Source organism: Cupriavidus sp. GW822-FHT03E04, from assembly GCF_058801495.1.
Map to the genome: position 1 here is coordinate 42,881 of NZ_JBXANI010000011.1, position 13,447 is coordinate 56,327.

Below are 13,447 nucleotides of genomic sequence, written 5' to 3' on the forward strand. Positions count from 1 at the left end.
CGGAGAGTACGCATTTCCGTGCCGCAGACAAGAGGAGGGTAGTCTTTGTCAAACCCTATTCCATCGGGGCACGCTCTGCCACCTTCGGGCTGTTCTGCCAGCCGCCGCCCAGCGCCAGGAACAGGTTGATCTGGTTGAGGGCCACCTGGCTGTCCGACGCCGCCAGTGCTGCCTCGGCCCCGGCAAGCGTGCGGTCGGCATCCAGGCTGGACAAATACGGCACGCGGCCGGACTGGTACAGCAGCCGGTGCTGGCGTGCAACCTCATTGGCATCGTCGCGCGCCACGCGCAAGGACTGGTTGCGCTCCAGCTCGCGCGTGTAGGCGCTTAGCGCACTCTGCGTCTCCTCCAGCGCCTTGAGCACCACGCCGTCGAAGCGGGCGAGTGCCGCGTCCGCGCCAGCCTCCATGCCGTGGATGCGCGGGCGCACGCCATTGGTGGGCAGGTTCCAGGTGATCAGCGGGCCCATGCCCCAATGCGCGGTCGGGCCGGTGCCGAGATCGCTCAGGATGCCGCTCAGGCCGGCCGACGCACCGATGCGGACCGAGGGATAGAGATCGGCGGTGGCCACGCCAATCTTCGCCGTGGCCGCTGCAAGCTCGCGCTCCGCCTGGCGGATATCGGGGCGGCGCTTGAGCAGCGCGGCACCGTCGCCAACAGGCATCGCCTGGCGCAGCGTCGGCTCCTCATGACATTCGGATACGGCTTGCGGCAACGCTGCCGGCGGCTGGCCCAGCATGACGGCGAGCCGGTAGGCCGCGCCCTCCTTCTGCGCCTTGAAACGCGGCAATGCCGCGCGCAAGGTCTCGGCCTGCGCGCGGGCGCGCAGCATGTCGGCAGGCTGGCCACGGCCGGCGGCTACCATCTTGCCGGCGATCTCCACGCCGCGCGTCTGCAGCGCGAGCTGCTGCTGCGCCACCGCCAGCTCGTGCGTGGCGGCGCAACCCTGCACATAGGCGCGCACGGTTTGCGCGACCACGCTCACGCGCGCCATGTCCAGCGCGGCCTGGCTTGCCTGCGCGCTGGCCAGCGCGGCCTCGTCGGCGCGGGCCAGCTTGCCGAAGAAGTCCACCAGATACGACACCGAGAAGCCGACATCGCCCAGGTTGAAGACCGGCACCTTCTCCTTGAGCAGGAAGCTCTCGCCCGCGATCTGCGCGCGTTCGGCCTTGGCGGAGAAGGCCGCCTGCGGCAGGTTCTCCGCTTCCACCTCGTGATAGGCCGCCACCGCCCGGCGCAGGTTGGCGGCGGCCACGCGCAGGCTGGTATTGGCGCTGAGCGCCTGCTGCACCAGTGCATCGAGCTTGGGGTCGTCGTACAGGCGCCACCAGTCGTCCGGGACCGGCGCCACCGAGACGGCCGGGCCCTCCGTGCCGAGCAAGGGGCCGTTGGCCTCGGGCGCACGCACGGCCGCCTGCTCCGGCACGTGGTAGTCAGGGCCCACGGTGGTGCAGGCGAACAGCAACGGGGCCAGTGCTGGCAGCAGGGCAAGGCTGAGCTTGCTCATTGCGCGCCCTCCTCCGTGGTCTCGTCGCGCAGCACGGCGATGGTCTTGCGCGGCTGGGCCACGGAGACCGTCGCCGTGCGGCCCGACACCAGCCGCACATCCGCCGGCACGTCATCCAGCGCGATGCGCACCGGCACACGCTGCGCCAGCCGCACCCAGTTGAACGTGGGGTTCACATTGGGCAACAGGTTGGCGCCATTGCTGCGGTCGCGGTCCTCGATGCCGGCGGCGATGCTCTGCACATGGCCGTGCAGGATCGTGCGCTCGCCCATGATGCGCACGGAGACCGGGTTGCCGATGCGGATGCCCCCCAGCTTGGTTTCCTCGAAATAGCCTTCGACGTGGAAGGAGTTCAGGTCGACCATCGACAATACCGGCCGGCCCGTAGCCACGTAGTCGCCCAGGCGCGGCAGGCGGTCGTTGAGAAAACCATCCACCGGGCTGGCCACCCGGGTGCGGGCGAGGTTGAGCCTGGCCAGCGCCACCGCCGCCTCCGCTTGCGCCAGCGCTGCCTCGCCCTGCTGCACCCGCGCCTGCCCTTCTTCCACCACCTCGGTGGCAACCACCTCGGACAAGGCGTGGCTGCGGATGGCCTCCCGGCGCGCCTGCGCCAGCGTGGCGCGCTGCGCGGCGGCACCCGCCATGGCCTGCTGCAACGCCAGCTGGTAGCGGTCCTGGTCGATCACGAACAGCACCTGCCCGCGCCGCACGCGCTGGTTGTCCTTGACGAGTATCTGCGTCACCAGCCCCGAGACATCCGGCGCAACCTGCACCACGTCGGCCCGCACGTGGCCGTCGCGCGTCCATGGCGCCACGGTGTAGTAATCCCACAGATGCTTGCCGACAAAGAGCGCGGCCACGGTGGCCAGCAGCGTCAACATCACGGGGACCAGCAAACGGAACTTGAATTTCATGATTGCGGCCAGCGGGCCATGGCGGCCACGCCACCCAGCACGATGACGTAAAGAGCCAGATTAAAAAGCGACCGGTGCCAGACCAGCCGGTAAAAGCCTGCGCGCGCAAGGGCCGCACGCAGGCAGGCGGTGATGACGAAGGTGAGGAGCATCAACGCCAGCAAGCCGGGCACGAAGACGCCGTAGAGATCGATTTCCGCGCTTAGCATCGGGGCTCCGCGCGTAACGGGATTGGCACGGCCCGCGACAACTGCACCTGCGGCGCCGCGGCTTGCGGCAGTGCCTGCGCCTGCGTCGGATACAGCGTGACCCGCAACGCAATCAGCGCGCCCAGCGCACTGCGCGCATGCTCGCCGGGACTTTGCGACGCGCCGCTTTGCATGGCCACCTCGCGCAGCGCCTTGTCGATCCGCTCGGATAGCGCATCCGGCGGCGCCATCGCGTGGCCGGCCTTCAGGCGCGCGCGGAAATGCAAGGCAACCGCGTTGAGCACCCTGGCCACGGCGCGGCGCGCGGCCGGGCGCTGCCCGGGCAGGCTGCGCTGCAGCGCCAGCGCGCCAAACCCGACCTGCAACTCGGCAAAGCCATCCGAAGCCATCTTGTCATCGCTGGCCGCAAGTCGTGGCACCAGTTGGCTGAGCCGGTCCAGCATGCGGCCGCCGAGCCGGGCGTGTTCGTCCGGCTCGCGCCGCGTGGCGGCTTGCGCCAGGTCCTTCCAGCTCGCGCGGATCAGCCGGTGCGCCGCCACGCGCGCGCCGAACGGCCGCGTCGCCATGGCCCACAAAGGCGCGAACAGCATGCCGCCAATGCTGGCCAGGCTGCCGTTGAAGGTGGTCAGGAAATTCGTGTCGTAGACGCTCTGCACATTGGCGAACGACGCCGTATTGACCGACAGCAGCATGGCGATCAGGTTGAAGCCGGGCCGCGATATCAGCATGCCGATACCCATGTAGGGCAACGCCAGCATACCCACCAGGGTTTCGAAGTTGTGCGCGTTCGGCACCACCAGGAACAGGTAGAACGACGATACGGCAAAGCAGAATCCGCTCCAGCGCAAGAACGAATGCGCGACCGGCCGGGGCTCCTCGATGGTGGCAAAGAAGCAGCAGGCGATGGACGCCACCGCGACCGATCCCGCGCCGTCCTCCCATCCCGAGGCGATCCAAAGCATGCCCGCGCAAAACACCGCCAGGCTGGTGGAGCAGGCATAGAACAGCAGCATGGCGTGATCGTGGTGATGCGCCCGGTCCGCGCGCTCGGCGCCGCGCCCAAGCGCGCGCACGGAGGGCGCGGCGGCGCTGGCCGCCTGGTCGCCAATGCCATGCTGCAGGGCGTGGCAGTCTTCGCACAGCGCGGCCAGCGTGCGCAGCTGATCGTTGGCGGTGGCGACCAGCCCGCCATGCCAGCCCGGCGCGCGCGCATAGTCCGCCCACGGGAGCGCTTCCGGCTCCAGCGCGGGCGCCGGGCCGTCGAAGCCCGCGCGAATCCACGCAGACATGGCGGCCATATGGCGCGCCAGGCTATCGGGTATGCCCTCGGCGTGGCGCCGCAATGCCTGCAGCACGCCGGCCAGCGAGGACAGCACGGGCAGCAGCATCGTCATCCGCTCGCGCAAGGCGCGGGCGTGGCGCAGCGTGTGCGCGCTTTCCGTGTCGTAGGAGAGCTGGGTGATGAGCTGGTCCAGCGCGAGGATGTCGGCGGCCAGCCGGTGGCGGCTGCCGTGGCGCGTGGCATTGGCATCAGGATCGGCGGACAACATGTCGGTGGCCCACAATGCCGCGTCGGCCAGCCAGGTGGCGGAGCGGGCGCGCAGCGCGGGCGCTACCTTGGCCGGGAAGACGATGGCGCCCACCATGCCGGCGCACAGGATGCCGATGACGATCTCCTCGATGCGCGCCACGGCGATGTCGAAGACTTGCGCCGGCTCGCTGACCGCCGGCAGCGCCACGATCGGCAGCGTATAGGCGGCCAGCAGGAAGACATAGCTGCGCGGCGTGCGCTGCAGCAGCGAGAAATAGAGCAAGCCTCCCGTCCACAGGGCGATCGCGGCCATCAGCAACACCGGCGCATTGACCAGCAAGGGCACCGTGACCACCGCGGCCGTCGCGCCAAGCACCGTGCCCGCCACGCGATAAGCGGCCTTGGAGCGGGTGGCGCCGGTCAGCGGGTGAGAAACAAAATAGACGGTTGCCATGGCCCAGTAAGGGCGGGGCAAACCCAGCGCGAGCGCGATATAGAGCGCTAGCATCGAGGCGGCAAACGCCTTCAGTGAAAAGAGCCACTGTCGTGCGCTGGGCCAGCTAGCCATGACGCGAATATCCATTGGAAAGAGCGTAGGCCCGAAGTGTAGCCAACTGGCAGACATTCCTCACATGATTTAAAATTGCAAATCACATTCGCTTTTTTCATGGGAAAGGAAGCACCCAATGCCCATCGACATCCGCGCCCTGCGCTACTTCGTTGAAACCGTTCGCCTGAAAAGCTTCACCCAGGCGGCGACGTCCCTGTTCGTCACACAATCCACCATCAGCAAGATGGTGCGGCAACTGGAAGACGAGATCGGCCAGCCACTGCTGATCCGCGAAGGCAAGCAGGTGCGGCTGACCGACGTGGGGCGCGTGGTCTATGAGCGCGGGCAGGAAGCGCTTGGCGTGGTGCACCGGCTTACGCTGGAAGTGGCCGATCTCTCGTCGCTAGGCCGTGGCCAGCTGACCGTGGGGATTCCGCCCATGGCCAACCTGTTCTTCTCGCCGGCCGTCAGCGCTTTCCGCCAGCGCTATCCCAACCTGGAGCTCAGCCTGGCCGAACACGGCGGCCATATGGTGGAGCAGCAAGTGGCCAGTGGCGAACTCGAAGTCGGCGCCACCGTACTGCCCCGGGACAGCGGCCTGGAACTGGCCACGCGCGAGTTCGCCAAATACCCGATCTGGGTCGCGGGCCCCCGCAAGGCCAGCTGGGCCAAGGGCAAGACCGTCACCCTGGCCGCGCTGCGCGACGAGCCCCTGCTGATGCTGACCGAAGACTTCTCCCTGACCCGAAAACTGCGGCAGGCCTTTCTCGACGCCCGGCTTGAGCCCCGCATCGTGGCGCAAAGCGGGCACTGGGACTTCCTCGCCTCGATGGCCGCGGCCGGGCTGGGCACCACCTTCCTGCCGCAACCGCTGCTGGACAAGCTCGATATCCGCGACAAGCTCGCCGTGGCACGGCTGACGGAGCCGGCCATGGACTGGGCGCTCGCCCATATCTGGTCGCCGGGCCGCTACCTATCGCATGCGGCGCGGGCGTGGTTTTCGGTTTGCGAGGAAGTGCTGGGGGCGTGACAAACGTACGTAACGTTGGTATTCGCACCGCTACCTCGAAAATTCCTCAAATACCACTTGCCGCAACCATTGGTTGGCCGGCTCCCGATTGTTCCTGGCGTGCCAGAGCACGTTGATCACGATATCGGGGATCTTCACCGGGCACGGCGCCGTCTCCAGCCCGAAGGGCTTTAACGTGCGCTCGGCATAGGCCTGCGGCACCACCGCGATCAGGTCGGTCGTCTGCAGGATATGGCCCACCGCCACGAAGTGCGGGACGTGCAGGCGGACCTGGCGCGGCACGCCGGCGCGCTGGATCACTTCGTCCACCATGCTGTGCCCGGTGCCTGCCGCGACGATGGCTACGTGCTCGGCACTGCTGAATGACTTGAGGGTCATGCCCTCTCGGGCCAGCGGATGGCCCTGGCGGAACAGGCAGACGTAGCGCTGGCGGAACAGCCGCCGCTGGAAGAAGCCGGCCTTGAGGTCGGGCATGAAGCCGATCGCCAGGTCGACGCGGCCGCTTTCCATTTCCTCGCGCAAGTTCACCGTGTGGTTGCGCACCGTGCTGATGGTCACGCCGGGCGCCACCTCGGACAGCCGTTTCATCAGGTCGGGCAGGAAATAGATCTCACCGATATCCGTCATGGCGATGGTGAAGCCGCGCGCGCTGGTGGCCGGCTCGAACACGGACTGCGCATTGAGCGTGTTGTGGATGGCGCCGAGCGCGTAGCCGATCGGCTCCGCCAGGTTCTCCGCGAACGGCGTGGGCACCATGCCCTTGGAGGTCCGCAGGAACAGCTCGTCGCCCAGCAGCTTGCGCAGGCGATTGAGCGCGTTGCTGATGGCCGGCTGCGAAGTGCCTAGCGTTTCGGCCACGGCGGACACCCGCCTCAGGCGCAGCAGTTCATTGAACACGACCAGCAGGTTCAGGTCGATCTCCCGCAACTCCATCCCAGCCCCCTTTATCACTCACAGTGATATGACGTATCACCTTCCTTCTATTTATTAATTCTACCTGCGGCGCCAACATACGCCCATCGGCAAACGGATGCCAAGAAGAACTAGCTGGAGACGCCCCCCATGGAAGTATCCATCCACCCACTGGACAGGACGCTGCACGCGCAAGCCGGCGACAACCTGCTGGACGTGCTGCGGGCCAACCAGGTGCCCATCTCATATAGCTGCATGGCGGGGCGCTGCGGCACCTGCCGCTGCAAGGTCCTGGCCGGCCGCACCCAGGCGAGCGGCCCCGAGGATTCGCGCGCGCCCATGGCCGCCGGCGCGTCGGTGCTGGCGTGCCAGACCACGCTGGTGGAGAGCTGCGCGATCGAGATCCCGGAACTCGACGAGGTCGTGGTGCATCCCGCCAGGATCCTCAAGGGCACCGTGACCGCCCTGGACGACCTGACCCATGACATCAAGCGGGTCCGCGTGGCGATTCCCAAGCCGCTCGACTTCTCGCCGGGACAGTACGCCACGCTGCAGTTCACGCCGCGCCATATCCGGCCTTATTCGATGGCGGTGGCGCACGGCGCCGACGAGCTCGAATTCCATATCCGGCTGGTGCCCGACGGGCGCGTGACGTCCTATGTGGCGTCGGAACTCAAGGTTGGCGACGCCATCCGCGTTGCCGGCCCACTGGGCACGGCGTACCTGCGGCGCAAGTTCGACGGGCCCGTGATCTGCATCGCGGGCGGCACCGGGCTAGCCCCGATCCTGTCGATCCTGCGCGGCATGCTCGACGGCGGCATGCGCAACGAGGTGCACGTCTACTTTGGTGTTCGCACGCATGCCGACCTCTATGGCCTGGAATGGCTGCGCGAGCTGCAGGCGCGCCATGCGGCAATGCATGTGCACGTGGTGGTGGCATCGGCCGGCGACGGCAACGGCTACCGGGGCGGCGTGGTGACCAAGGCGGTGGCCGACGACTGGGCGCACATGCAGGGCTGGCGCGCCTACCTGGCGGGCGCCCCGGTCATGGTCGACGCCGCCTCCATCCTGCTCCGCCAAAGAGGCATGGACCCCGACCACATCCATGCCGACGCTTTCCACGCCAGCGGCGTCTGACCCGTTGAGCCCCACATCACGAACATCGCGGAGACAAACCATGCGCGAGCAAGCTGTTGTATTCAAGAAAAAAGAATGGAAGGACGAAGGCTCCAGCCGGATCCCCTTCTGGGCCTATACCGATGACGACGTCTACCGGCAGGAGCTGGAGCGCTTCTTCTACTCCGGCCACTGGTGCTACATCGGGCTGGAAGCGGAAATCCCGAACGCCGGCGACTTCAAGCGCACCGTCATCGGCGAGCGCTCGGTCATTGCCAGCCGCGCGGCGGATGGCAATATCTACGTGGTGGAGAACGTATGCGCGCATCGCGGCGTGCAGTTCTGCCGCGAGCGCTCCGGCAACCGCAAGGACTTCACCTGCCCCTATCACCAGTGGAACTATGACCTCAAGGGCAACCTGGTCGGCGTGCCGTTCCGGCGCGGTGTCAAGCTCGACGGCAAAGTCAATGGCGGCATGCCTGCCGACTTCGACCCGAAGGCACACGGCCTGACCAAGCTCAAGGTGGCGCGCCGCAACGGCGTGATCTTCGCCTCGTTCGACCATGAGGTGCCGGCACTGGAGGACTATCTCGGCCCGACCATCCTGGCCTACTTCGACCGTGTCTTCGACGGCCGCAAGCTGACCATCCTCGGCTATAGCCGCCAGCAGATTCCCGGCAACTGGAAGCTGATGCAGGAGAACATCAAAGACCCGTATCACCCGGGATTGCTGCACACGTGGTTCGTGACCTTCGGGCTCTGGCGCGCCGACAACAAGTCGGCGCTCAAGATGGACGAGCATTTCCGCCACGCCGCGATGATCTCCACGCGCGGCCAGGGCGGCAAGGGCGATGTCACCAGCGGCGTGTCCAGCTTCAAGGAGCAGATGAGCCTGCATGACGACCGCTTCCTCGACGTGGTGCAGGAACCCTGGTGGGGAGAGCCCACGGCGGTGATGATGACGCTGTTCCCCAGCGTGATCATCCAGCAGCAGGTCAACTCGGTGTCGACGCGGCATATCCAGCCCACCGGCCACGGCTCGTTCAACTTCGTGTGGACGCACTTCGGCTTCGAGGGCGACGATGCCGACATGACCCGGCGCCGGCTGCGCCAGGCCAACCTGTTCGGCCCGGCCGGCTTTGTCTCGGCCGACGACGGCGAGGTGATCGAGTTCTCCCAGCAAGGCTTCGAGCAAAAGCCGTTCCACCGGACGGTGGCGGAACTCGGCGGGCGCGAGATCGGCGACACGGACCACATGGTGACCGAGACGCTGATCCGCGGGATGTACAACTACTGGCGCCGCGTGATGGAGGCCTGAGACATGCTCGACTTTGAAACCTACTCGCAAGTGCTGGCGCTGTATGCGGATTACGCTGCGGCGCTTGACAACAATGAATGGGAGAAGTGGCCGGACTTTTTCACCGAGGCGTGCGTCTACAAGTTGCAACCGCGCGAGAACTACGATGGCGGCTTTCCGCTTGCCACGCTTTCCTTCGAGAGCCGCGGCATGCTCAAGGACCGCATCTACGGGGCGACCGAAACCATCTTCCATGATCCTTACTATCAGCGGCATGTGGTCGGCATCCCGCGCATCCTGAAGGCCGATGCGGAGCGGATCGACGCCGAGGCCAGCTACGCCGTCTTTCGCATCAAGCCGGATGGGCAATCCACCGTGTACAACGTGGGCCGCTATATCGATGTGATCCGGCGCACCGGGGAGGGCTTGAAGTTCGAGTCCCGGCTATGTGTATTCGATAGCGAAATGATCGCCAATTCCATCATTTATCCGATTTGAGGTGTGCCATGTCGAAGCAGTGGATTCAAGTGATACAGCTGGTCGCAATTCCCAAGGATGATGTCGTGGCAGTCAATGCGGGGGGCAGGGAGATCGCCCTGTATAGCGTGGACGGCGAAGTCTACGCTACGGACAACGCTTGCAGCCACGGCAACGCGCGCCTGTGCGATGGCTTTCTCGATGGGCACGAAATCGAATGCCCGCTGCATCAGGGCAAGTTCGATGTGCGCACCGGGCGGGCGATGTGTGAGCCGCTGACTAGTGATATTGAGGTGTTTGATGTGAGGGTTGAGAATGGGGAGGTGTTTGTGGAGGTATAGAGGGTGTTGCTGTTTTTTTGAGCGGTGTTGGCATTTTGCGCCCAAGGTGCCTTACGACATTGCCCTGCTGGGGGTGTCGCTGTTTACTTCGTCGGCGTTGGTTTAAGCACCCAAGTGCCATACGACATCCCCCTGCGGGGGCTGCCGGTCACTCTTCTTTGCGTCGGCAAAGAAGACTAACGAGAAGAAAGCCGACCCTGCCGGGCGCAGAGCAATCGCGAGGGCACAGGGCGCTGGTTTCGTCGTATGGCCATCGTTCTGCTGGCATCTGCCGGTACCGGTTTGAAGGGCCACGACGCTGCCAATTTCCGGGATGCGTGGTGCGGCCCCCGGTAGCGGAATCCGTGCCCATTCGCCAATCTGCCGTTACCGGCGCGAAGCACCACGACACTGCGCCCGCCAATGGTTTCGTGGTGGGGCGGGCGCGGTGGTCAAGGTCTCGGGATTGTCAAAGCGGTGCCACCGCGCCCGCGGCAAAATAGAAATTGCGCAGCACTGCTAATAAAAAAAATCATCACACATTAGGACTTGTCTCATTGACCTCGACGAGGCACTAGGCACAATTGGGGGGGCGATTTGCGCACATAGCCCATCTTGAGGGAGATCGTATGCAGGAAGACAAGCAGCCCATCGACATTTGGGAGGCTCGACCATGATGCGAAGAATTGCCTGCGTTGGCGACGTACTGGCGCGCGGCGGGAAGATCCTGCCTTATGCGGGCCCAGTTTGTACCTTTGGCGACCCAGGCCACCAGGCCGCACTGATCGGAGGCCAGGCTTACTGCGAAACCTGCAAGAGCACCGGCACGATCGCTAAGTCCGGCGGGCCGCGCCGGATGCAGTTCATGGGCGAGATTGCCCTGGACGGCGATATTGTCCTGTGCCAGTGCCCCACGCCGCCACGCGTTGTTGCTCTGGTTGCCGGCGAAAATTGGTTTGAGGATATGGACACGCGATGGGGCATACGAGTTGCCTGGCTCCGGTAATGCGGGATTCACAGCTACGGGAGGGCCGGTATCGGAGAGCTTCGACGAGCTGGTGATTGCGGTGAGCCCGAGCGGACCAATTGCCGATTACCCGTATTTTGTGGAAACGACAGATGGCCGCGGATTGTTCGGCCACACGGATGAGCAGGGCCGGCTGCCTCGCATTGCTACGACGGACAGCGGTTTGTTGACGGTCTATTGGGGGGATGAAGCGCTCGCCAAGCACCTTGGAGGTGAAGATGGCTAACAAGAAAAAGGAGGTGCCAACCAATAAAAAAGTGGACTCTAAGGCCGAAGTATCGCTCAGGAGGGTCACATTTGCCGAATTGTGGGCGGCCTATCCGCGAGGAACGCCATACGTCGATCCCAAGACAGGAGACGTGCCGGCGGGCTTTGAAAATCAATGTGCGATTCGGATGAGCGTCACCCTGCACAAGGTTGGCATCGAGATGAAGTCGTTCCGCGGCAAGGGCCAGATTCGCCTGGAAGGAAAGCGCACCGCTGTTCTGGCTTCCGAGATGGCGAACTGGCTGCGGCTTAAGCCCATGGCTGGCATCGGCGCGCCGGAAAGCATCACCGGGTCTGATTGGCAAAAGAAGATCGCGGGACGCACTGGCATCGTCGCGTTCATGAACTATTGGAGGCGCGATGGCGAAACGGCTGGCAACGCCAGCGGCGGTCACATTGACCTGTGGAATGGGTCGCGGCTGACGATCAGCAGCACTCCCGGCGTCGTTTCAACATTCGGTCGCAGCTTGGGATGGGATGCATTCTTTCCCGGCACCCATTATGGGTGGTCGGACCTCGGGCGATCAACGGAGATACTATTTTGGGAAATCAAGTAGGCTGGCGGCGCTTCGTTGTGACGGCAGCATTTTCCGGCGTCGGCTTGGCCAGTGTAGTCGCATGTTCCGTCATCGATGCGCACCTCTGTGAACTGTTCCTGCGCCTATGCACGCCGCGACCTGGGACATGCGTTGGAATAGACGTGTGCCCTGCTGATGCACGGATGCTGTTTGGCTTGATCCTGCTGATACCCGTTCCACCGGTTCTGTTTGGCGCGTTGGGGTTCGTGCTCAGCACGCGCGTCGAGAGAACCGGCCTGCTAGCCCTGGCGTTAGTGGCGACAATTCTTACGCATTGGGCAGTAACAATCGCCGCTACTAGAATTGTTGCGCTGTAGCGGCTAGGCATTGCGTGATATGGAGAAATTTAACCAAAATAACGATCCTTACCGGAGGTTGGCGTAGCGGCGTGGGGATGCCTTTCCGGTTTCGTCGTACCGCCCCGAGTTCTACCAGCCTCATGCCGTTACCGGTTCGAATGACCACGTTCATGCAAACGACTCTGGTCTCGCGGTACGACCCCGGTAGCAGAATTCTTGCCCATTCACGACACATCACGTCGTGATGGTTTCGTGTTGGGTGGACGCGGTGGTGAAGCCCTCAGACTCTTCAATACGGTGCCACCGACCCCCACGAAGAAGCCGGCATCGCTTGCAACTTTGTGGCTGGCCACTACGCGAGCGAATGACGGCTTGAATTGAGAGATTCCCGCTGCGCCTTCACTCCACCGCAATCGACGCGCTCCTGATCAGCGCCTGGCTCCTGCCCAGTTCGTCGCGGATGAGACGGGCGGTTTCTTCGCCATTGCCGTTCTTCACGACAAAGCCCTGCGCGGCGAACAGCTCCCGCGCCTTGGGCGCGGCCAGCGCCTTGACCAGCGCCTGCTGTAGCCGGGCGGCGACGTCCTTGGGCAACCCGGCGGGACCGACCAGCGCGATCCAGGCATCGTAGGCATAGTCCTTGACGCCCGATTCCGCCAGGGTCGGCACCGCCGGCAGGCTGTCGAGCCGCGCCGGCGTGCTGACCGCCAGCGCCCGCAGCTTGCCGGCCTTGATCTGCGGCAGGGCTGACGGCGTGGCCAGGAACGCAGCGTTGATCTGTCCGCCGAGCACATCGGTCATCAACGTGTTCACGCCCTTGTAGGGTACGTGCAGCATATCGATGCCGGCCTTCGATTTAAGCAGCTCTCCCGCCAGATGCAGCACGCTGCCTTTGCCTGACGAGCCGTAGCTCAGGCTGCCCGGATGCGCCCGCGCCGCCGCGAGCAGTTCCTGCACGGTCTTGTACGGCGAGCCCGCGCCCACCACCAGCACCAGCGGGGTGGTGCCGATCAGCCCTACGGCAGTGATGTCCTTCACGCTGTCATAGGGAATATTGCGGTACAGGCCCGGGTTGATGGCATGGTTGGACGACACCACCGCAAGCGTGTAGCCGTCCGCAGCGGCGGATACGAGTTGCCGCGTGCCGGGGATGCCCGCCGCACCGGGAAGGTTCTCCACGTAGAACGGTTGCCCGAGGTCCTGGCCCATGCCCTCGGCCACCACGCGCGCCACCACGTCGGCGGTGGAGCCCGGCGAGTTCGGCACGATCAGGCGCACGGTCTTGGCGGGATACTTGTCCGCAGCGTGCGCTGCATGTACGGCGTGCGCGCCGATGACGGGGAATGCGATGGCGGCGACGGCAAGCAGCCGCCCCGCCGCGCGCAGGACGCGCGAGGTATTGGGGAACATCGT

Annotated in this window: 13 protein-coding genes; 7 read left to right on the plus strand and 6 right to left on the minus strand. The window is 65.0% G+C overall.

The features are described 5' to 3' along the window. Window positions 1–55 precede the first annotated feature (55 nt). Genes AC1RQC_RS17150 through AC1RQC_RS17165 form a run of 4 tightly spaced genes read right to left on the minus strand, consistent with a single transcriptional unit; the run spans window position 56 to window position 4,729 of the window. A complete protein-coding gene (locus tag AC1RQC_RS17150; RefSeq protein WP_492371748.1) occupies window positions 56–1,507 on the minus strand; it encodes an efflux transporter outer membrane subunit in 1,452 nt (483 codons plus the stop codon). Continuing rightward, window positions 1,504–2,421 carry an efflux RND transporter periplasmic adaptor subunit gene (locus AC1RQC_RS17155; RefSeq protein ID WP_492884076.1) on the minus strand — a complete coding sequence of 306 codons (918 nt, stop codon included), beginning with the start codon at window positions 2,419–2,421 and terminating at the stop codon, window positions 1,504–1,506. Before AC1RQC_RS17155 ends, AC1RQC_RS17150 begins: the two co-directional genes overlap by 4 nt. Further along, window positions 2,418–2,630 carry a DUF1656 domain-containing protein gene (locus AC1RQC_RS17160; RefSeq protein WP_492371750.1) on the minus strand — a complete coding sequence of 71 codons (213 nt, stop codon included), beginning with the start codon at window positions 2,628–2,630 and terminating at the stop codon, window positions 2,418–2,420. Before AC1RQC_RS17160 ends, AC1RQC_RS17155 begins: the two co-directional genes overlap by 4 nt. Then, on the minus strand, window positions 2,624–4,729 hold the full coding sequence (locus AC1RQC_RS17165) for an FUSC family protein (RefSeq protein WP_492884078.1): 2,106 nt from the start codon (window positions 4,727–4,729) through the stop codon (window positions 2,624–2,626). Before AC1RQC_RS17165 ends, AC1RQC_RS17160 begins: the two co-directional genes overlap by 7 nt. Window positions 4,730–4,847: 118 nt before the next feature. On the opposite strand from AC1RQC_RS17165, the gene AC1RQC_RS17170 reads away from it, so the two are divergent. After that, on the plus strand, window positions 4,848–5,741 hold the full coding sequence (locus tag AC1RQC_RS17170) for a LysR family transcriptional regulator (RefSeq protein ID WP_174424635.1): 894 nt from the start codon (window positions 4,848–4,850) through the stop codon (window positions 5,739–5,741). Between the two features lie 30 nt (window positions 5,742–5,771). On the opposite strand, the gene AC1RQC_RS17175 is transcribed toward AC1RQC_RS17170, so the two are convergent. Then, window positions 5,772–6,674, minus strand: coding sequence for a LysR family transcriptional regulator (locus AC1RQC_RS17175; RefSeq protein WP_492884080.1), 903 nt, complete (start codon window positions 6,672–6,674; stop codon window positions 5,772–5,774). Window positions 6,675–6,803: 129 nt separating this feature from the next. Here AC1RQC_RS17175 and AC1RQC_RS17180 point away from each other — a divergent pair, with 129 nt between their 5' ends. The 6 genes from AC1RQC_RS17180 (at window position 6,804) to AC1RQC_RS17205 (ending at window position 11,714) form a co-directional block, all read left to right on the plus strand. Next, on the plus strand, window positions 6,804–7,790 hold the full coding sequence (locus tag AC1RQC_RS17180) for a 2Fe-2S iron-sulfur cluster-binding protein (RefSeq protein WP_492884082.1): 987 nt from the start codon (window positions 6,804–6,806) through the stop codon (window positions 7,788–7,790). Window positions 7,791–7,830: 40 nt separating this feature from the next. Further along, entirely contained in the window at window positions 7,831–9,087 is a 1,257-nt protein-coding gene (locus tag AC1RQC_RS17185) for an aromatic ring-hydroxylating dioxygenase subunit alpha (protein WP_492811729.1), read from the plus strand. Between the two features lie 3 nt (window positions 9,088–9,090). After that, complete coding sequence (locus AC1RQC_RS17190; RefSeq protein WP_492811731.1) at window positions 9,091–9,564, plus strand: aromatic-ring-hydroxylating dioxygenase subunit beta; 474 nt, start codon at window positions 9,091–9,093, stop codon at window positions 9,562–9,564. An 8-nt stretch (window positions 9,565–9,572) separates the two neighbouring features. Beyond that, the gene (locus tag AC1RQC_RS17195) at window positions 9,573–9,884 is read left to right on the plus strand and encodes a non-heme iron oxygenase ferredoxin subunit (RefSeq protein ID WP_492371756.1); all 312 of its coding nucleotides are present in this window, start codon (window positions 9,573–9,575) and stop codon (window positions 9,882–9,884) included. Between the two features lie 652 nt (window positions 9,885–10,536). Then, window positions 10,537–10,869: a PAAR domain-containing protein gene (locus tag AC1RQC_RS17200; RefSeq protein ID WP_492884084.1), complete on the plus strand. Its 333-nt coding sequence runs from the start codon at window positions 10,537–10,539 to the stop codon at window positions 10,867–10,869. A 239-nt stretch (window positions 10,870–11,108) separates the two neighbouring features. Next, window positions 11,109–11,714 carry a type VI secretion system amidase effector protein Tae4 gene (locus AC1RQC_RS17205; protein ID WP_492884085.1) on the plus strand — a complete coding sequence of 202 codons (606 nt, stop codon included), beginning with the start codon at window positions 11,109–11,111 and terminating at the stop codon, window positions 11,712–11,714. 719 nt (window positions 11,715–12,433) lie between these two features. Here AC1RQC_RS17205 and AC1RQC_RS17210 read toward each other — a convergent pair. Further along, a complete protein-coding gene (locus tag AC1RQC_RS17210; protein WP_492884087.1) occupies window positions 12,434–13,444 on the minus strand; it encodes a Bug family tripartite tricarboxylate transporter substrate binding protein in 1,011 nt (336 codons plus the stop codon). Window positions 13,445–13,447 lie beyond the last annotated feature (3 nt).